Raw genomic sequence first — 20,727 nt, 5'->3', positions numbered from 1 at the left:
ACAGCGGACGCGACCCGACCTGTCGGCTCAACTCATCGGTGGTCCCCGTCATCGGTGGTTCCCGCCGCACGTCGTACGGCTGTTCTCCGCTGACTCACCGCTCAGGCGGATGACGGTGCACCCGGCGCGGCGCCGTCCGTGACCGGGTCCAGGTCAGGGTCCCGGTGTGTTTCTCGGTGGTGCGGTGGAGTCACGGATCACGAGGCGGGTCGGCAGGACCATCGTGCGGGACCCCTCCCAGTCACCGGTGACCAGCGACGTCAACATGCGAGCGGCCTCGTATCCGAGCTGGTACATCGACTGGTCCACAGTGGTGAGAGCCGGCGTGGCCAGGGCCGACTCCGGAATGTTGTCGAATCCGACGACCGACAGATCGCCTGGCACGGCCAGCCCCAGGCTCTCCGCGACCTCCAGGACCTTCAGTGCCATCCCGTCGCTCGCCGCGAAGATCGCCGTCGGCGGGTCGGCCCGATCCAGCATGTTCCGGGCCAGCGGAGCCGCGGAGTCGGGGTTGAAGTCGCCTCCGGCGACCAACGTCGGGTCGACAGCCAGGCCGGCTCCGACCAACGCCTGCCGGTAGCCCTCGCCCCGCACCCATGCCGCCGCCATGCTGGCCCGGCCTCCGATGAACCCGATGCGTCGGTGGCCCAGGCCGAGCAGGTGCTCGACGGCGGCGGTCGCACCCGCGAGGTTGTCGGCCGTCACCGACGGCGTCGTCGAGTTCCGCGCCGGATCGATGGCCACGACCGGCGTCCGGCTCTGCACGTCGTCCCAGGGTGTGACGACTATGCAGCCGTCGGTGAGCGTGCCCGACAGCCGGGTCAGATGCCGCTGTTCCCAACCCTCCGAGTACGTCCCGTAGAGGTCGCTGTTGGCATAGATGATCAGATCGAAACCGGAGCGGCGGAGAGCCTCCATCACGCCCCTGAGCACCTCGGCGGTGTACGACTGGAAGCTGTGGGTCACCAGACCCAGCACGTTGGTACGGCTCCGGCGCAGGCTGGTGGCGACCAGGCTGGACTCGTACCCGAGCCGCTCGATGGTCGCCCGAACCTTGGCCGTGGTGCTGGCGCTGACGCCGTAATGCCCGTTGACCACCCTGGAGACGGTCGCGGTGGAGACGTCCGCCGCGCGAGCGACATCACTCATGGTGATCGGCGATCTCACCTCGACCACGCCACCCCCCGAGGCCGCAAACGTTATCGGTTACGTTTCCAATGTGTTGACAACGTAATCGACGGCCGTCACGAGAACAAGGGTGCATCGCCTACTTTTCGATCATGGCTCCCGGGCCGGAGGGGCTGTCGCCGCAGGTCGCGTCCATCGACGCGGACCTCCTCCACAAGAGACCTTGCAGCTCGGGCCGCAGTTGCGAGACGGACGGGCACAGCTCCGGGCGGCGCCGAGGACGTCGCGGATCGGCGCCGCCCGAGCATGACCGGCACCGCCGGCGTTCTACTGTGGTCGTCGCTGAGCGTGACAGGCTTCAATATCTTTCCTGCGCCGGGCCACCGCGGTCGGCCTGTCGCGGCGATGGCGGTGGCCCGGCCCGGTCGGCGCCACCGGACCGGAGTTCGGCCTGGTGACGCCGCCAGCGGAGGTCGTACACCTGTGACGGCGCCGAGGTCTACCGTTGCTGGAACTGCCACCAGTCGACGTTGAGCAGGTAACCGCCGCCGCCGGCGAATCGCAGGTATAGATCCTGGGTGCCGGTCGCACCGTTGACCGGACAGCTGACGGTCGTCCAGGTCTGCCAACCTCCGGTCCCCGACACGGTGCAGGTGCCCACCAGAGTGCCGTTCGGGCCGCCCAACCGCAGCTCGGCGCGGCCGCCGCTGGTCGCCGAGGCCACCCTGGCGCTGAACGAGGCCGCGCCGGCGCCGAAGGCCACTCCCTTCACCTTGATCGAGTCACCGTTCTCGATCCAGCCGACGTTCATGCCCCCTCCGCTGGCCGGCTCGGTCTCCACCCCGGTTGCCCAGGCGATCGTCTCGGCCTCCTGCCGGACGTAGGGGTTCAGGGTGCCGACCTGCGGGGCTCCCGCCGTGGTCATGTTGATCGTCGGGATCGTGCCGTCCGCGTTGTAGGTGAACTTCTCCACCGCCACGGAGCGGGTGAAACCGCCGCCGCCCGGCAGGGCACCGTTGTGGTAGAAGAAGTACGAACCGCCGTTGAAGTCGATCACGCCGGCGTGGTTGGTGAAGCTACTGCCCTGCCGGGGCATGACCGTCCCCCGGTAGGTCCACGGGCCGGTCGGCCCGGGGGCCGTCGAGTAGCCGATGAACTCCGAGCAGCACTCGGCCGCGAAGACGTTGTAGTACAGCCCGTTCCGCTTGTAGACCCAGGGTCCCTCCTCGTAGAGGGTCGGGCGACCCGAGTTGCCGCCGCGGGCGCCGAACCCGGCTGCGGTCAACGGGATCTGGGTCGGCCCGCCGGAGAACGAGATCATGTCGCTGTTCAACCGGACGTACCACAGGTTCGGGTTTCCCCAGTACAGGTACGCCTGCCCGGTGTCGTCGACGAAGGCGTGCGGGTCGATCTCCCCGTTCTCCACGAGGGGGCGCCCGAGCGCGTCCCGGAACGGCCCGGTCGGGCTCTCCGACACACCGACCCCGATCGCCATCCGGCCGGTGGACCGGTTCGTGACCGGCACGTACCAGTAGAACTTGCCGTTGCGGTAGATGGTGTGGCCGGCCCAGGCGTCGGCACTGGCCCAACTGAAGGTGGCCAGACTCATCGGTGAACCGTGGTCGGTCCAGTTCACCATGTCCGCCGAGGACCACACCCGCCACTCGCGCATCGTGAACCACGTCGAGCCGTCCTCGTCGTGGCCGGTGTAGAGGTACACCCGGCCGTTGTGCACCAGCGGCGCCGGGTCGGCCGTGTAGATGGTCTGCACGATGGGGTTGTCCGCCCGGGCCACCCCGGGCACCACCATCGTGAGACAGAGCAGCACCGACATCAGGGCCACGCCGCGTCTGCCCGCGGCACGGCCGAACTTCGGAAACCTCATGGGTATCTCCTCCGGGCGCCCGCTCCGCTGTGCCGCGGTCGCTTCGTACGGGTGGGGGTTCGCAGGCCGGGAGCCGGCACGGGAAAATACGCCGTACGTCGCGACCTGGCGGCATCGCTGTTAGCGCTAACACGCATATCTCCCCAAGCCTCAGAGCAGAAGGACAAGAGAGAGAAGAGCGCTAACATCGATGCACATAACGGTGCCAGACGGCGTCGAAGTATTCAAGAGGAACGTGCCGCGCCGACCCGAATCCCACCGCCGGAACAGATCCCACCTGGCCTGACTCCCGCCACGGTCGCAACCGATAACACTTCTCCGCTGGTCGTAGAAACAGCGCGACAGCAGAATAACGGGGGATTTCTGTTATGAAGGCCGACGACAACTGGTCCCACCCACCGTCGCCGGCGGCGGCATCCGCTCCACCGCCGGGGTGGGCGGGGGCCGGGCAGTGGACCCGGTCCCCGCCCACCCGTGGGTCAGTTACGCAGACTCCACTGCTGGTTCGTGCCGCCGTGGCAGGCCCACAGATGTATCTTGGTGCCGTTCGCGGTGCCCTGGCCGCTCGCGTCGAGGCACAGCCCGGACTGCACGCCGGTGATCGTGCCGTTCGGGTTGACATTCCACTGTTGGTTGACCTGGCCGTTGCAGTCCCAGATGATCGCCAGGGTGCCGTTGGCGGTGCCCTGACCCGAGGCGTCCAGGCACTTGTTGCCGTACACCATCAGTTGCCGGCCCGCGGTGTAGGTCCACCGCTGGTTCGCCCCGCCGTGGCAGTCCCAGAGCTGCGCCTGGGTGCCGTTGGTCGTGCTCGACCCGCCGATCTCCAGGCAGCGGCCGGACTGACCGCCGACAACCTGCACGTTCTGTTGGCCGCCGCCGCTCTGCGGCCCGGCCGCCGCCATCACGGCCTGGGCGCCCGCCGGCCAGTTGCCACCCGTCACCGTGACGTTGCCGGAGACGACGTTGCCCCGGTCGCCGTTGGTGACGTTCGTGCTGCCGTTGGTCGACCAGTTGTTGGTGACGGTGAAGTTGCCCATGTTCTCGGCGAACCAGTAGTTGGCGGTGGCCCAGGTGCCGGTGTTCGAGAAGACGTTGTTCCGGGCGGTCCAGTACCGCGATCCCTCGTCGAAGTAGATCCCGAAGTAGCCGTTGGTCCGCAGGCAGTAGTTGTCGCTGATCAACCCGCCCTGGTTCGCCGACAGCGTGTAGATGCACCCGCCGTCGTTCATCTGCTGCATCACGTCGTGCACGTAGTTGCCGATCAGCCGGTTGTTCGACGCCGTCGTCGGTGTCGAGTACCGCGGCTGGTAGTTGTACAGCCCACGGTCGGCGTAGTGGTTGCTGCCGCCGGCGTCGTTGGCCCCCCACCCGTACCCCATCGACATCCCGGTGTACGGCATGTTGTACACCTCGTTGTACGCGACGGTGGCGTTGGTGACGTAGGTGGTCAGCACCGACACGATGCCCCGGTGCTCCACGCCGAGATCGTGCAGACGGTTGTTGCTGATGGTGATGTCCCGGTTGACCATCCGCTGGTCGGCGGGGTGGTGCGCGTCGGCCCGCACGCCGCCGACGACGATGCCGCCGGCCGAGTTGCGGGCGATCTCGGACCTGGTGACGGTGATGTTGCTGGCGCCGAGACCGACCCCGCTCCCGTGCGCGCTGACGTCGTTGCCGATGCCGATCGCGGTCTGCCCGAGGTTGACGAACTGGGAGTCGGTGAAGGTGATGTTGTTCGCCGCGGAGACCTGGACCGCGGCGGGCGACTGGAGCCAGTTCGGCCGGGTCGCCTCGAACTGTGGGCACCCGTTGTGGCAGGAGCTGAAGGCCGGCCAGCTCCAGTTGCCGGCGACGTAGGCACCGGTCTGCTGGTCGGCGTAGCCCTGGTTGCTGCTGGGCCCGAGCCAACTCGTGCCGGTGAAGGTGATCCCGCTGAAGGTCAGGTGGTGGGCGGGCGCGTCGTAGCTGCCCCCGACCTGCACCAGCGACTGGAGCGTCGGCAGTTCCACACTGACCGTGTTCATGCTCTGGCCGCTGAGCGGGATGTAGGAGAGGGCACCGCTCGCCGGGTCGAGATACCACTCCCCCGGCGCGTCCAGGAACTCGTACGCGTTGGTCAGGTAGAGCGGGCCCGCCCGGTGCGGGCTGGTGAAGGTGTCGTACCCGAAGTTGTTGTTGCTCCAGCCGGGCTGCTGCATCGTGATCAGGTTTCCGCTGATGCTCTGCACCGAGACGTACCGGTCGGTGAACGAGTTGACGCTCTCCAGCTGGATCCGGTTCTCGTTGGCCAGGTTGTTCAGGTAGCCCAGCGCACTGCTGGTGAACCTCATCCCGGTGCTGTCCGCGGTGAAGTCGGCGCGGTTGACCTGGGTACGGGCCCGGGTGGCGATGGCACCGTCGACGTAGAGCTGCCGACTGTCGACACCGGCGCCGACGTTCGCCCGCCAGATGTTCCTTCCGGCGTCGACGAGGGACCAACCGGTGACCGCCCGGGCGCCGCTGATCACCGGGCGGGCCGACGGAGCCGCCTGCCAGATCACCCGGTAGCCGTTCGTGCCGGAGTCGGCGGCCGTCAGCCGCAGCGGGGAGGTGAGACGGTACACGCCGTCCGCCAGCTCGACGACGATGTCACCGGACATCGACCCGGTGCGGGACCGGACCGCGGTCTGCGCGCCGGTCAGTGAGCAGGGCGCGGCGACGGTGCACGCGGTGCCGCTGCCCGAAGGGGCGGCGTAGAGGGTGGTGGTGGCCGCGAACGCCGGCGTGGAGGTGGCCACCACGGCCGCGGCGGCCACGGTGGTCAGGGTCGCCACCGCGGCGGCGACCCGGGTGCGCCGCCGGGCAGCAGGATGTCGGGGTACGGACACGGGAGGTCTCCTTACCTGGAACGGGGGTGGGGTGGTGTGGTGTGACCGATGTCCGGCTGTGGCGGGTCAACCGAGGATCCGCCGGAGATGGTGCAGTCCGTCCTGGGCGAGCCGATCCTGTGACGGTGCCAGCGGACGCCAGATCGACGCGGCGGTGGCGATGGTCTCGTTCTCGGCGGTGAACGACTCGATGCAGACCGCACCCCGGTAACCGGTGGCGTCCAACGCGGCGAAGAAGCGGGGCCAGTCGAGATGGTCCGCGCCGGGAGCACCCCGGTCGGTGCCACTGACCTGGACATGCTTGATGTACGGGCCAGCCCGGACGAGCGCGCCGTACGGATCGGACTCCTCGATGTTCATGTGGTACGTGTCGATCATGATGCCGACGTTCGGTGGTAGTCCGTCGAGCAGTTCCACCGTCTGGTCGACGGTGTTGACCACACTCGTCTCGTAGCGGTTGAGCGGCTCCACCCCGATGGACACCCCCCGCTCCCCCGCCTGGTCGGCGACCGGCGCCAACGCCCGGCGGAAGTCCGTGTAACAGGCGGCGCGGGCCGCCGGGGTCATCCGCCAGGTCCGGCCCACCGAGGCGTAGACCGGACCACCGACGCAGGGCGCACCCACCGCCGCCGCGCTCTCCACACAGCCCTTCAGGTACGCCACCGTCGCCTCGACGACGGCCGGGGCGGCGTCCACGAGGTCACGCCCGGGCGGGGTGACCGCGCAGACGCCGGCCGCGGCCAGGCCGTACGTCGCCAGCAGATCGCGGGTGCGGACCGGATCCCAGTCGCCGGGCTGCTCGATCGGCAACTCGACCGCGTCGAAGCCGAACCCGGCGATCCGGGGAACCAGCTCGGCCAGGGCCGCGTCGTCGACCGGCGAGGCCCACACCCAGGGATTGACACCGATGGCGTACACGGCATGACCTACTTCCAACGCTGCGGGTATCCGGGCAGGTCGGTGCAGCCGCACATGGCGTAGTGCAGCGGCGGCATGTCCGGGTCGAGGAAGCCGTCCAGGTTCTCCTGGGTGATCGTCGGCTGGGGCAGCTTCCACGGGTTGGAGACCTGCTGACCGTCGAGAATCCGCAGAGCGGCGATGATCGGGGTACGCCACTGGTAGGTCGGATAGGTCGGCGCGATCGCCGTGAGGTTCTCCGCCTTCCAGATCCGCAGGAAGTCGAGCTGGTCCTCGCCGTTGATCGGCGGCACCGGCTTGCCCGCGTCCTGGAACGCCTCGACCGCCGCCACCGCGACCGCACCCGCGTCCATCCAGACGCCGTCGATCGTGCCGTACCGCTGGAGGTAGTCGTCGACGATCTTCTTGGTCTTGGCCGGGTCGCCGTCGGTGAACTCGACCCCGACGACGTCGACCTTCGCCTTGTCGAACGCGAGCTTCGCGGCGGACCAGCGGGTCTCCAGCACGTCGACGCCGGGCAGGATCCGCAGCGCGAGCACCTTGCCGCCGGGCTTCATCCGCTGGCTGACGAACTCCGCTCCGACGTGCCCGAAGCCGTAGCCGCCGATGGGGTTGATGAACGTCACCGGGCACTTCGTGTCCACGCCACGGTCGAAGACGACAACCGGCAGACCGGCGGCGCAGGCCGCCTCGACCGCCGGGGTCAGGGTGGCGGTGGTGTTCGGTGAGACGATCAGCGCGTCGCATCCCTTGCCGAGCAGGTCGTTGATGTCCGCGATCTGCTTCTGGTCCTTGCCCTCGGCGTCGACGTGGACGAACTCGCGGATTCGACTCCGCTGCGCCTCGACCTCGGCCTGCATGGTCTTGAATCCGACCTGCCGCCACGGGTTGTTCAGCGCCGCGTTGGAAAAGCAGATCTTGTACGGTCCGGCCTTCTTGAACTTCGCGGTGTCCACCATCGTCGGGTTGAGCGCCTGCTCCCACGGCTTGTCCGCCGGCCCGGTCGGGGCGGCGGCAAGCAGGGAGAGTTCCCTGTCGTAGTCGGCCTGCACGAAGAACTTCGACTGCTCCCCGGTGCCCGCTCCGACGGCACCGGTGGGGGTCCCCGACGGGGTCGCGCCCGGATCGTCGGTGGCACAGCCGACGAGCGACAGCAGAGTGACCGCGGCCAGGGCCGCCAAACGACGTGTCACGGAAAATCCTCTCATCTGGAAGAAGAACGCAGGGCCGAGACCGCCACGGCGCACAGGATGATCGCGCCCTGGACGGTCGATCTGAGGGCGCCGGAGACGCCGTAGAAGTTCATGAGGGCAAAGAGCAGTTCAAGGGTGAGTGCGCCGAGCATCGCGCCGACCACCGAACCGCGACCGCCGCCCAACGCGACACCGCCGAGAACCACCGCGGTGATCGCCCCGAACTCCAGGCCGGCACCGGCCTGGAACGAGACGCCGCTGTAGCCGCCGAGCAGGATCGCCGCGACCGCCGCGGCGAGCCCACTGAGCACGAAGGCGAGGGTCCGGGTACGCCAGACGCGTACCCCGCTCAACTCGGCCGTCCGGGGGTTGTCGCCGACGGCGACCAGTGTGTGGCCGAAGTCGGAACGCATCAGCAGCACGGCCAGTGCGGCAAGGACCAGCAGCACGATCAGGGCGTACGGCAGCCGACCGAGCACCGGCACGTCCTCGAACGCGCGTCGGCCGAATCGGCGGAACTCCTCGGAGAGCCCGCCCTTCGGCGCTCCGTCGGACCAGAGGTACACCGCGCCGACGAGGATCAGGAACATGCCGAGGGTGGTGATGAACGAGGGCACCCGCAGCCGCGTGGTGACCAGACCGTTGACCAGCCCGACGAGCGCGCCGCCGACGAGCAGCACCAGCACCACCGGCCAGGTTCGGGACGGGTCGCTGTCGATGAGCCGGGCGGCGACGACGACCTGGGCGGTGACCAGTGAACCGACCGAGAGGTCGAACTCGCCGGAGACGATCACGAAGTACTGGCCGGCGGCGAGCAGGATGATCGGTGCCGAGCGGCCGAGGAACGACATCAGCGACGGCGGGGTGAGGAAGTCGGGCTGCCGCACGGCGACAAGGACGAGCAGTACCACGAGGATGGTGAGGATCGGCAGGATGCCGCCGGCGCGGGACCACGGGATACGCCGGGGCAGTGGAGGGTGTCGCAGGGTCCGCATGGCTAACCGTCCGCCTTCCGCAGGGCCCGACGGGCGTAGACGGCGACCGCGGCGATGATGATGGCGCCGCGGATCACCTGCTTGAAGAAGGCGTCGACCTCGAGCTGGTTGAAGATGGCGTCGATGCTGGCGAGCAGCAGCACCCCGCCGACGGTGCCGACGACACCGCCGCGTCCGCCGGCGAGGGCGGTGCCGCCGATCACCACCGCGGCGATCGACTCGAGGTCGTAGAGCCCCTCGGTGCCGACCCGGGGCGCGCCGGAGCCGAGCCGGCTGGCGAGGTAGATCCCGGCGAGCCCGGCGCAGAGCGCGCAGAGCACGTGGGCGGTGACGAGGACCCGGTGGTTGCGTACGCCGGACAGCCGGGCGACTTCCGGGTCACCGCCGACGGCGACCAGGTGGTGGCCGAACCGGGTCCGGGAGAGCACGAACCAGGCCGCTGCGGTGACGGCGACCAGCAGGAGGAAGGACAGCGGTACCGGGCCGACCCGCTGATAGCCGAGGGTCTGCACGAGGGAGCGGGCGGTACTGCCGGCGGGTCCGTCGTACCCGTTGTCGAGGTAGCCCTTGATCAGCAGCCCGACGCCGAGGGTCGCGATGAACGCGTTGATCCGCAGCGTGGTGACGAGCAGTCCGTTGAGCAGCCCGATACCGGCGCTCACGGCGAGTGCCAGGCCGACCGCCGGCAGCAGTGCGGTGTCGCGGCCGTCCATCGTCTCGGCCGCGACGAGGGTGCTGAGGCTGACCACGTACGCCACGGAGAGGTCGAGTGAGCCGCCGAGGATGACCAGGGTCTGGCCCACCGCGACGAGCCCGAGACCGGCGGCGACGTGCAGCAGGCTCACTGTCGTCGACTGGTTGAACAGTTGGCCGCCGTCGATCGCCACGACAAGCCAGCCGATGGCGAGGACGAGCGCCAGGGCCACGAACACGCCCGGTACGGGCCGCCGGGCCGGCCGGAGCGGAAGACCGCTCACCGGACAGCCTCCGTTCGCGACTGCGGGGCTCGCAAACCCGGCTCACTCCTCGCGCTCACCGGACAGCCTCCGTTCGCGACTGCGGGGCTCGCAAACCCGGCTCACTCCTCGCGCTCACGCGGCCACCTCGGGAATGGCCCCGACCGCGAGCGCGACGACGTCCTCCTCGGAGGCACCGGCCGGCAACTCGCCAGCGATCCGGCCGTCCCGCATCACGACGATCCGGTCGCTCATTCCGAGCAGCTCAGGCAGGTCGGACGAGATCATCAGGACCGCGGCCCCGTCGCGGGCGAGCCGCCGGACGAGGTCGTGGATGGCCGACTTCGCGCCGACGTCGATGCCCCGGGTCGGCTCGTCGAAAAGCAGGATCCGGGGGTTGAGCGCGAGCCACCGGGCCAGCACGACCTTCTGCTGGTTGCCGCCGGACAGGAAGCGGATCTCCTGGTCGTCGTCGACGGCGCGGACATCCACCGCGGCGAGCAACTCCCGCACGCGTACCGTCCGGGCGGTGCGGCCGGACCGGGCCGCGAAGACGGCCCGGCTGGCGAGCAGCGCGTTGTCGAGTACGGACTGCCGGCCGACGATGCCCTCGGCCTTGCGGTCCTCGGTGACGTACGCGACGCCGGCCCGCATCGCCTCGCGTGCCGAGCGCAGCCGGACCGGTGTGCCGTCGACCGTGACCTCGCCGGTCGTGAACGGGGCCACCCCGAAGATCGCACGGGCCAGCGCCGACCGCCCGGCCCCCTGGAGGCCGCCGACGCCGAGCACCTCGCCCGCCCGCAACTCCAGGTCGACATCGCGCAGTTTCCGGTTTCCGCCGCCACGGACGGTGAGCCGGACCGGACCTCGCTCGTCGGTACCGGCCCGGTCCGGGTAGTAGCTGGACAGCTCCCGGCCGACCATGTGCCGGACCAGTTCGTCAGCGGTGGTTTCCGCGGTGTGCACGGTGGTCACCCGACGACCGTCCTTCAGGACGGTGATCCGGTCCGACAGGTCGAAGACCTCGGCGAGCCGGTGCGAGACGTACAGCAGGCCGATGCCCCGTTCCTGGAGCCGGCGTACCAGCCCGTACAACAACTCGACCTCGTGGTCGGCCAGCGAGGCGGTGGGCTCGTCCATGATGAGCAGTCGTGCGTCGAGGGCGAGGGCCTTGGCGATCTCGACGACCTGTTGCTGCGCGACGCCGAGACGGCCCACCCGGCTGTCGGCCGACAGCGTCGTTTCTCCGACCGAGGCGAGCAGTTCCGCGGTACGGCGGAGCATCTCCCGACGGTCGACCAGACCGCGACGCACCGGCTCGTGGCCCAGGAACACGTTCTCCGCGACGGTGCGCTCCGGCAGCAGGTTGAACTCCTGGTGGATGATGCCGATGCCGGCCCGCTGCGCGTCGCGCGGTCCGCGGAACGTCCACGGTTCACCGGCGAACTCGATACTGCCCTCGTCCGGGGCGTGCCCCCCCGAGACGATCTTCATGAGGGTGGACTTCCCGGCGCCGTTCTCACCGACGACGGCATGCACCTCGCCTGGCCGGACCTCGAGGTCGACACCGGCGAGGACACGTACCCCGAGGAACGACTTGCCGATCCCCCGCAGGACGAGCAGCGGCGACGGCCGTGGATCTGACATCACAAAGGCCCTTACGGATAGTAGTGAACAGGGTGGTACGCCCGCCGCCCGCCGAGGCATTTCGTTCGCTGGACGAGGAACTTTCGGTGGCGGCGGGGAGGCTTTTGTTCTTACGGTGCAAACACTCGCTTGACACGAGCGAAACATCACACGTATGAAGATAGATGTTTGGATGCGGCTCCGCAATCCTCGACCTGAGGCGGCCGCCGGGCCCACCCCTCGAGCGGCAGCGGCGCCGACCCGACGGGCCAGACACGGCCGCCCCCACCTCGGGACAACGTGGCACGCGACACACGGACATCGACGGTCGTTGACGTGGAACGCATCCGGACAGCTTGCAGACACGGGACGGGCACCCAGCGCCCGTCACGCTGTGTGACTTCATGCGGGGCTGACTGCCGTTGCGGCGAACGGCACGACGACCGGCCGGCACACTCGTGCCCCCACGCGTGCCAGGCACCACCTGACGCGCCGCCGGGCCCGTGGCCGCTATCCCGTTGCCCCCGAACTAGGAGACGGCATGCGTCGCAAAACCCTGATCATCGGCGTGCTCGCCGGCCTGTTACTGTCCCTCGCGCTCGCGCCCCCGGCGTCGGCCGCCCCCGTCTTCCGCGCCCTGCTCTTCACCAAGACCACCGGTTACCGGCACGACTCGATTCCCGCCGGGGTCTCGATGTTCCAGCAGCAGGCCGCGGCGAACAACTTCGAACTGGTACACACCGAGGACTCGAACGTCTTCACCCCGGCCAACCTCGCGACCTTCGACGTCCTCATCATGTTCCAGACCTCGGGCATGGTCTGGACTTCGGCCGCCCAACGCCAGGCGGTGGAGGGATTCCTCGCCAGCGGCAAGGGCATCGTGGCGGTCCACAACGCCACGGACATGGGCATCGAGGGCGAGTACCCGTGGTGGGACCAGACCGTGAACGCCGGTGCCCACATGCCGGAGCACTCCCCCGGCGTGCTGCCCGGCACCGCCATCGTCGCCGACAAGAAGCATCCCTCGACGGCCAGCCTCCCGGACCGCTGGAACCGCAGCGAGGAGTGGTACAACTTCGACCGCAACCCGCGCGGTGACGTCCACGTCCTGGTCACCGCCGACGAACGCACCTACAACCCCGGCTCCCGGGCGATGGGACCGGACCACCCGATCTCCTGGTGCCGCAACGTCAGCGGCGGCCGGGTGTGGGCCACCGCGATGGGGCACGCCATCGAGTCCTACAGCGAGACGAACTTCCGCAACCACGTCCTCGGCGGCGTCAAGTGGGCCGCCGGCAACGAACCGGGCGACTGTGGCGGCACCGTCTGGGGCAACTTCGAGAAGCGTGCCCTCGACGACAACACCGTCGACCCGATGGCGCTGGCGGTGGCACCCGACGGGCGGGTGCTCTACGTCCAGCGGGCCGGGCAGCTGAAGATCTTCAAGCCGTCGACCAACACCACCGTCACCGCCGGCACGCTGAGCGTCTACACCGGCGGCGAGGACGGCCTCACCGGGTTGGCGCTCGACCCGAACTTCGCCAGCAACGGATACGTGTACCTCTACCACTCCCCGGCGAGCAGCGCCACCGACGTGAACCGGGTCTCCCGCTTCACGCTGACCGGCGACACGCTGAACATGTCCAGCCAGGTCACGATCATCGACATTCCCGGGTACCGCGACCGTACGTTCCCCGAGCCCGGACACACCGGTGGCTACATCGAGTTCGGCCCGGACGGAAACCTCTACATCGGCACCGGCGACGACACGCCGCCGAACCTCGACCCCAACTGGCAGGGCTACGCCCCGCTCGACTGGCGGCCGGGAAAGGCCAACCTGGACGCCGCCCGCACCGCCGGCAACACCAACGACCTGCGGGGAAAGCTGCTGCGCATCCGGCCCTCGGCCAGCGGCGGCTACACCGTTCCGACGGGTAACCTCTACCCGCAGGGCACGGCCCAGACCCGGCCGGAGATCTACGCGATGGGCTTCCGCAACCCGTTCCGGTTCTCCATCGACCCGGCGAACGGCTGGGTCTACCTGGCCGACTACGGGCCCGACCGGAACCCCCCGACCACCAACCGGGGCCCGGAAGGGCTCGTCGAACTCAACGTCATCAAGTCGGCCGGCAACTACGGCTGGCCGTTCTGCCACGGCGACAACCAGCCCTACGCCCCGTACAATCCGGACACCGGTGTGGTCGGCACGAAGTTCAACTGCGCCGCACCGGTCAACAACTCGCCCAACAACACCGGTCTGACCAGCCTGCGGCCGGTCGTCGCACCCCAGATCTGGTACGGCTACGGCACCTCGCCGAACTTCCCGGAACTCGGCTCCGGCGGCTCGGCCCCGATGGGTGGACCGGTCTACCGGTACGACCCGGCGAACCCGTCGGCCACGAAGTTTCCGCCGTACTACGACGGTGTGCACTTCTTCTACGAGTGGGCCCGCAACTACGTCAAGGAGGTCCACTTCGACCCGGCGACGACGGTGACCCGTACCAACCCGTTCCTGCCGGCCGGCAACTTCAACAAGCCGATGGACATGGAGTTCGGCAGGGACGGCTCGCTCTACCTGCTGGAGTGGGGCACCAACTTCGGTGGCGGGAACAGCGACTCCGGGCTCTACCGGATCGACTACATCCAGGGTGGGCGGTCGCCGATCGCCAAGGCGACCGGTACGCCCACGAACGGCAACGCCCCGCTCACCGTCCAGTTCAGCAGTGCCGGCACCGCCGACCCCGATCCCGGTGACACGCTCAGCTACCAGTGGACCTTCGGCGACGGCACCACCTCGACGGCGGCCAACCCGTCGAAGGTGTACACCACCAACGGCAACTACACGGCCCAGCTGAAGGTCACCGACAGCAGCGGAAAGACCGGCTTCTCCAACGTCCAGATCACCGTCGGCAACACCGCTCCGGTGGTCACCATCACCACCCCGGCCAACGGCGGCATGCTGACCTTCGGTGACCGGGTGTCGTACCAGATCAGTGTCACGGATCCGGACGGCGGTACGATCGACTGCAGCAGGGTGGTGCTCAACCCGGCGCTCGGCCACGACGACCACGCACACGAGACCACCGACTACCCCGGCTGCTCCGGCACGATCTCCACCGACCTGCTCGGCGGACACCCCGACGGCGCCAACCTGTTCTACGTGCTGAACGCGCACTACACCGACAACGGCGGCGCCGGCGGAGCGGCCCCGCTCACCGGCCGCGCACAGGCGATCCTCCAGCCCAAGCACAAGCAGGCCGAGTACCACACCAGCCAGTCCGGCACGCGAATCGTCGACCAGGCCGGCGCGGAGAGCGGCAAACGCGTCGGAGACATCTCCAACAACGACTGGATCGCCTTCACCCCGATGAGCCTGTCGGGCATCACCACCGTCAGCTACCGGCTGTCGTCGCCGTCCGGTGGCGGCTCGATCGAACTCCGTGCCGGCTCGCCGACCGGGACGCTGCTGGCCACCACCCCGGTGCCGAGCACCGGCGGCTGGGACAACTACCAGTCGACGCCACCGGTGAACGTCTCCGCCCTGTCCGGAACCCAGACGCTCTACCTGGTGTTCAAGGGCAGCGCGAACAACTGGTTCGACCTCGACTCGCACACCTTCGGCGGTAACGGCGTCGGGGTACCGAGCAGCGGCGGCGGCGTGGCGGGCCGGACCTGGACGCTCACCGCGCAGCACAGTGGCAAGCTGATGGACGTCAGCGGCGTCTCCACCGCCGACGGCGCGCAGATCCACCAGTGGGCGGCCACCGGGGGCAACAACCAGAAGTGGCAGGCTGTCGACGCCGGTGGTGGTGCGGTCTATCTGAAGGCGGTGCACAGCGGCAAGTGCGTCGAGGTGATCGGCGCCTCCACCGCGCCGGGCGCCTTCCTCCAGCAGGCCACCTGCAACAACAGCAACCAGCAGAAGTTCACCGCCACCCCGACCGGAACCTCCGGGGTGTACACGGTGAAGAGTGTGGTGAGCGGACACTGCGTGGACGTCAACGGCGCCGCCACCACCGACGGAGCCCGACTGCTGCAGTGGAACTGCCACACCGGCACCAACCAGCAGTGGCGGTTCACCGCGGCCTGACCCGGCCCGACAGCCAGTGACGTCCCGGTCGGGACCGGCCTCCGGAGCGACCGGAGCGGTTCCGACCGGGACGTCGGCCGACCCTAGCCGGGCTGCGGGGCGGTGAGCAGACCGTCCGCCGTCAACGCGTCCCAGAGTTCGTCCGGCACGGGGGCGGCGAAGCGCCGTACCGCCTCGGCCGCCTGCCCTCCGTCGCGTACCCCGACGACCGTCGAGACCACGGCCGGGTGCCGGCGGACGAAGGCGAGCGCCGCCTGCGGCAGGGTGACGCCGTACGTCTCGCAGACCGCGGCGATCCGGCGGGCCCGCTCGACCAGCTCCGCCGGGGCCTGCCGGTAGTCGTAGCGTGCCCCGGTCGGTGGCCGGTCCCGGGACAGCAGCCCCGAGTTGTAGACGCCGGCGACCACCACGCCCACCCGGCGGTCCACCGCGGCGGGCAGCAGGTCACCGGCGGCGCCCTGCTCCAGCAGGGTGTAGCGCCCCGCGCACATCACCACGTCGACGTCGGTCTCGCGGACGAACCTGGCCAGCATCGCCGAGGAGTTCATGCCGGCCCCGACCGCCCGGACGACGCCCTGGTCCCGCAGGTCGACCAGGGCGGGTACGGCCTCGGTCGCGGCCTGTTCCCAGTGGTCGTCGGGGTCGTGCAGGTAGACGACGTCGATCCGGTCCAGGCCGGTGCGTTCCAGGCTCGCCTCGATCGAGCGCCGGACCCCGTCACGACTGAAGTCCCAGACCCGTCGGTGGCTCGCCGGGACGTCGAACCCCTCCGGGTCACGCCGGTGTGCGTCCTCCGGCGTGGGTACGAGCAGCCGACCGACCTTCGTCGACACCACGTACTCGTCGCGTGGCCGGCCCCGCAGCGCGGCGCCGAGCCGGCGCTCGGACAACCCGAGTCCGTAGTGCGGTGCGGTGTCGTAGTACCGGACGCCCGCCTCCCAGGCGGTGTCGACCGCGCTGGCGAACTCCTCGTCGGTGGTCACCCGGTACAGGTTGCCGCCCTGGGAGGCACCGAACCCCAGCTCGGTCAGGCGTACCGCCGGGCGGCGCGGCGGCGCGGCGGACCTCACCACGCCCCCGACCGGTAGACGCGCCGTGCCGTCTCCGCCCAGACCAGCTCCCGCTCGACCGCACCGAGGTCGCCCAGCGTCTCCGCCAGGGCGTCGACCCAGCGCTGGTACGAGCTGGCGAGCAGGCACACCGGCCAGTCGGAGCCGAACATCAGCCGGTCCGGCCCGAACGCGTCGAGCGCGGTGGCGACCGCCGGCCGCAGGTCCTCCGGCGTCCAGTGCGTCCGTCGTACCTCGGTCACCAGGCCGGAGAGTTTCGCGGTCGTGTTCGGCGAGGCCGCCAGGGCCCGCAGGTCCCGGGCCCAGTCCACCGGATCCGCCCCGCCCAGGGTCGGCTTGCCCAGGTGGTCGAGGACGAACCGTACCTCGGGCAGGTCGTGTGCCAGGCGGGTCGCCATGGCCAGTTGGTGCTCGCGGACCAGCAGGTCGAAGACCAGGCCGGCGGCGCCCACCGCGGCGATCCCCCGACGGACGTCCGAACGGTCCAGGTACGCCGGGTCGGTCTCGGCCTGGACGAGGTGGCGGATGCCGACCAGCCGGTCCCCGCCCCGGGCCGCCCGCAGCCGGTCGAGCTGGTCGGCGACGTCGGCGGCGGTCAGGTCCACCCAGCCGACGACCCCCCGGACGAGGGTGCTGTCCGCCGCGACGCCCAGCAGCTCCACCGTCTCCGCCACCGAGGCGATGGACTGCACGACGACGGTCCCGGAGACCCCGGCGGTACGGGCCAGCGGGGCGAGGTCGACGACCTCGAAGTCGCGGGAGATGGCCGCCATGGTCGACGGGTCGATCCAGGGCTGCGGATGGCGGGCCCGGACCCAGAGGTGGTGGTGCGCGTCGACGATGCCCGGGCCTGCCGGGTTCTGACCGCCGGTCATCGGCCCAGCCATCCGCCGTCGACGGGCAGCACGATCCCGTTGACATAGTCCGAGGCGGCCGAGGCCAGGAACACTGTGGCGCCGCCGAGGTCGTCGGCGTCGCCCCACCGGCCCGCCGGGATCCGGGCGAGGATGGCCCGGTCACGCTCGGGGTCGTCGCGCAGCGCCCGGGTGTTGTCGGTGGCGATGTAACCGGGCGCGATGGCGTTGACGTTCACCCCGAGGGGCGCCCATTCGTTCGCCAGCGCCCTGGTCAGCCCGGCCACGCCGGACTTCGACGCGGCATAGCCGGGTACGGTGATACCGCCCTGGAAACTCAGCAGCGACGCGGTAAAAATGATCTTTCCCCGGCCCCGCTCCACCATGCTCCGGCCGATCTCCCGGCTCAGCACGAACTGGCTGCTCAGATTCACCTCGATGACGTGGTCCCACATCTCGTCAGGATGCTCGGCAGCCGGCGTACGGGCGATCGTGCCGCCGTTGTTCACCAGGATGTCGATCGGCCCGAGCGCGACGAGGTCCCGGGCCAACCGGTGCACGGCCGCCCGGTCGGCGAGGTCGGCCCGCAGCGCGGTGAACCGGCGGCCGGCCGCCCGTACCCGGCGTTCCACCTCGCTCCCGTCCGGTTCCAGCTGGGCGGAGACGCCGACGACGTCGGCGCCGGCCAGGGCCAGTGCCTCGGCCATGGCCATGGCCGATGCCACGCCGGGCGCCGGTCACCACGGCGGTCCGTCCGGACAGGTCGAACAGGGCGGTCACCGGTTCTCCTCCCGCCAGTCGAGCAGCACCTTCAGCACGCCGCCGCCCTCCAGTGCCTCGAACGCGGCGGTCACCGCCTCGACCGGCTCGACCCGGGAGATGATCTGCGCCGCCGGGATCACGCCGGAGGCGACCAACCGGATCGCCTCGGCCATGTCGTCCCGTTGGTACAGTCGCGCGCCGAGCAGCTCCAGTTCGCGCCAGAAGAACCGGTGCAGGTTGACCTCCCTGGGCCGGGGGTGGATCGCCACCATCACCAGCCGGCCGCGGGTGGTCAGGACGTCGACCGCCGTGCCGACCCCGGCGGCGGAGCCGGAGACCTCGAAGGCGATGTCGGCGCCGGCGCCGGCGGTGCGGTCGTTCACCAGTGCCACGACGTCGGTCGCCCCCGGGTCGACCGCCTCGATCCCCATCCCGTCCGCGGCGGCGCGCCGGAACGGGTCCGGCTCGACGAGCAGCACCCGGGCACCACGGTTCCGCGCGACGATGGCGATCAGGACCCCGACCGGCCCACCACCGACCACGACGACCTGGTCGTCGGCGGTCACGTTTCCGCGCCGCACGTCATGCACCGCGACCGCGACCGGTTCGACGAGCGCCGCGTGGTCGAGCGGCAGCTGCTCGGGCAGTGGCAGCACCAGGTCCGCCGGGACGTTCCACGAGGACTGCATGGCGCCCGGCGAGTCGATGCCGAGGAAGTTCATGGCGTGGCAGATGTGGGAGTTCCCCCGTCGGCAGGCGGCACACCGTCCACACGGCCTGGTCGGCATCACGGTGACGGGCTGACCGACGGACCAGTCGCTCGTCTCCTCCCCCACGGCCGCGATCCGACCCGACATCTCGTGTCCGATGATCGCCGAGGCGCCGACCCGGGCGTCCATGTCCCCGTGGTAGATGTGCAGGTCGGTGCCGCAGATCCCGGTGTAGGCCACGGCGATCCGCACCTGACCGGGTCCCGGCTGTTCCGGGTCGCGTTCCTCGACGCCGAGGTGACGGGCACCCCGGTAGACCACTGCCTTCATCGATCCTCCGTCCGGACGGCCGGTACGGGCGACGTACCGGCCGGGCATGGTCGTGGGGACACCACCGTGGTGGTGCACCCACGGGTTCTTCTGTCGCACCCGCGCGGCGGCCGGGTCAGTGGCGCGCGGTGGGTGACACGTCGTTGTGGGCGTGCAACGGCGCGCCGCCGAGGCGCCGGACCGGGGTGAGCCCGTCGACACCGGCCAGCAGCCGCCGGCCGGCTCGCTCCGGTCGAACGTGGGGGCCCTCGGACGTCTGCGGCTCCGGGCCCCGGGCGGCAGCCCGGACCCGCTCCTCGTCGACCCGGACGCCCAGGCCGGGTGAGTCACCGAGGACGAAGGCACCGTCCTCGACGTGCAGGTCGATGGTGACGCCGACCGGTGGCGCCAGGTCCTGCAACTCGCTGGTCAGGTGGTTGGGCACCGACGTCGCGGCGTGCAGCAGCCCGATCGGGCTGTTGCCGATCGGGCTGACCGGCAGGTCGTGGGCGTGCGCCAGGGCGGACGCCCGCAGGAAGTGGGTGACTCCCCAGACGGCGGCCGTCTGCACGATGTCGACCGCCCCGGCGGCGATCAGCGGACGGTACTGCTCGAGCCCGGTGAGGTTCTCCCCGGTGGCGACCGACGCGCGGATCCCACGACCGACGGCGGCGAGCCCCTCGGCGTCCCAGCGCCGGACCGGCTCCTCGATCCAGATGAGGTCGAGGGTGCGTTCGAGTTCGCAAACGTGCCGGACGGCCTGCTTGCGGCTCCACGCCTCGTTGACGTCGAGCATCAGACCGGGCCGCAGGCCGTGCCCGGCCTCGGTCAGCACCTCCGCCACCAGGCCGAGGCGGTGCCGGTCGCGCTCGATGTCGAGGCCGCCCTTGAGCTTGGCCGCCCGCAGTCCGTACCCGGCGTAGACCTGGTATGCCGAAACGAGTTCGTCGTCGGTCAGCCCGATGTCCAGGCCGGACGCGTAGGCGGGAACCCGCCGGTCACGTCCGCCCAGCAGCCGCCACAGCGGCTCGCCGGCCACCTGTGCCTTGATGTCCCACAGGGCGGTGTCGAGCGCACCGATGGTGCCGAACACCGGGCCTGCGTGGCCCGCCTTGAAGGTGTGCCGCAGCATGCGGTCGTAGAGGGTCGTCACGGCGCGGGGATCCTCGCCCTCGATGGCCGCGAAGATCCGTTCGATCTCCACATCCGGTCCGAGACCGACCCCCGAGATGCCCTCGTCGGTTTCCACGATGACGATCGACACCGGGACCACCCCGTCGGGGATGACGCCGTTGGCGTCGCCCACGGGCCGTCCCCACTCCTGGATCGTGGTGAGTGTCCGATATCCGGTGATCCGCATG

The 20,727-nt window shown here is 70.1% G+C and carries 14 protein-coding genes; 1 reads left to right on the top strand and 13 read right to left on the bottom strand.

Annotated elements, in window-relative coordinates; all coding sequences use genetic code 11:
- Nucleotides 1-153 precede the first annotated feature (153 nt).
- The 8 genes from ABGB21_RS26625 to ABGB21_RS26590 form a co-directional block, all read right to left on the bottom strand.
- Complete coding sequence (locus ABGB21_RS26625) at nt 154-1,149, bottom strand: LacI family DNA-binding transcriptional regulator (protein WP_347655660.1); 996 nt, start codon at nt 1,147-1,149, stop codon at nt 154-156.
- Between the two features lie 478 nt (nt 1,150-1,627).
- Nucleotides 1,628-3,013 carry a glycoside hydrolase family 43 protein gene (locus ABGB21_RS26620; RefSeq protein WP_347680068.1) on the bottom strand — a complete coding sequence of 462 codons (1,386 nt, stop codon included), beginning with the start codon at nt 3,011-3,013 and terminating at the stop codon, nt 1,628-1,630.
- A 479-nt stretch (nt 3,014-3,492) separates the two neighbouring features.
- Complete coding sequence (locus ABGB21_RS26615; protein WP_347680066.1) at nt 3,493-5,883, bottom strand: RICIN domain-containing protein; 2,391 nt, start codon at nt 5,881-5,883, stop codon at nt 3,493-3,495.
- Between the two features lie 66 nt (nt 5,884-5,949).
- Nucleotides 5,950-6,801 (bottom strand): sugar phosphate isomerase/epimerase family protein, encoded by an 852-nt coding sequence (locus tag ABGB21_RS26610; protein WP_347680064.1) that lies wholly within the window; start codon nt 6,799-6,801, stop codon nt 5,950-5,952.
- Between the two features lie 8 nt (nt 6,802-6,809).
- A complete protein-coding gene (locus ABGB21_RS26605; protein ID WP_347655656.1) occupies nt 6,810-7,994 on the bottom strand; it encodes a substrate-binding domain-containing protein in 1,185 nt (394 codons plus the stop codon).
- An 11-nt stretch (nt 7,995-8,005) separates the two neighbouring features.
- A complete protein-coding gene (locus tag ABGB21_RS26600; RefSeq protein ID WP_347655655.1) occupies nt 8,006-8,989 on the bottom strand; it encodes an ABC transporter permease in 984 nt (327 codons plus the stop codon).
- A 2-nt stretch (nt 8,990-8,991) separates the two neighbouring features.
- On the bottom strand, nt 8,992-9,966 hold the full coding sequence (locus ABGB21_RS26595; protein WP_347655654.1) for an ABC transporter permease: 975 nt from the start codon (nt 9,964-9,966) through the stop codon (nt 8,992-8,994).
- A gap of 114 nt (nt 9,967-10,080) precedes the next feature.
- Nucleotides 10,081-11,592, bottom strand: a complete 1,512-nt coding sequence (locus ABGB21_RS26590) for a sugar ABC transporter ATP-binding protein (protein WP_347655653.1) — start codon at nt 11,590-11,592, stop codon at nt 10,081-10,083.
- Nucleotides 11,593-12,112: 520 nt separating this feature from the next.
- Here ABGB21_RS26590 and ABGB21_RS26585 point away from each other — a divergent pair.
- A complete protein-coding gene (locus tag ABGB21_RS26585) occupies nt 12,113-15,661 on the top strand; it encodes a ThuA domain-containing protein (protein ID WP_347655652.1) in 3,549 nt (1,182 codons plus the stop codon).
- A gap of 83 nt (nt 15,662-15,744) precedes the next feature.
- Here the strand turns inward: ABGB21_RS26585 and ABGB21_RS26580 are convergent, their stop codons facing one another.
- The 5 genes from ABGB21_RS26580 to ABGB21_RS26560 form a co-directional block, all read right to left on the bottom strand.
- Complete coding sequence (locus ABGB21_RS26580; RefSeq protein ID WP_347655651.1) at nt 15,745-16,734, bottom strand: aldo/keto reductase; 990 nt, start codon at nt 16,732-16,734, stop codon at nt 15,745-15,747.
- Entirely contained in the window at nt 16,728-17,606 is an 879-nt protein-coding gene (locus ABGB21_RS26575) for an amidohydrolase family protein (RefSeq protein WP_347680062.1), read from the bottom strand. Before ABGB21_RS26575 ends, ABGB21_RS26580 begins: the two co-directional genes overlap by 7 nt.
- On the bottom strand, nt 17,603-18,310 hold the full coding sequence (locus tag ABGB21_RS26570; RefSeq protein WP_347680060.1) for an SDR family oxidoreductase: 708 nt from the start codon (nt 18,308-18,310) through the stop codon (nt 17,603-17,605). The genes ABGB21_RS26575 and ABGB21_RS26570 overlap by 4 nt, the downstream gene beginning before the upstream one ends.
- Nucleotides 18,311-18,361: 51 nt before the next feature.
- Entirely contained in the window at nt 18,362-19,387 is a 1,026-nt protein-coding gene (locus ABGB21_RS26565) for an alcohol dehydrogenase catalytic domain-containing protein (protein ID WP_347680058.1), read from the bottom strand.
- A 115-nt stretch (nt 19,388-19,502) separates the two neighbouring features.
- On the bottom strand, nt 19,503-20,726 hold the full coding sequence (locus ABGB21_RS26560; protein ID WP_347680057.1) for a mandelate racemase/muconate lactonizing enzyme family protein: 1,224 nt from the start codon (nt 20,724-20,726) through the stop codon (nt 19,503-19,505).
- Between the last annotated feature and the right edge of the window lies 1 nt (nt 20,727).

Source organism: Plantactinospora sp. B24E8, assembly GCF_039871735.1.
Classification (GTDB): Bacteria; Actinomycetota; Actinomycetes; order Mycobacteriales; family Micromonosporaceae; genus Plantactinospora.
This window is presented reverse-complemented; position numbering and strand designations above follow the sequence as displayed.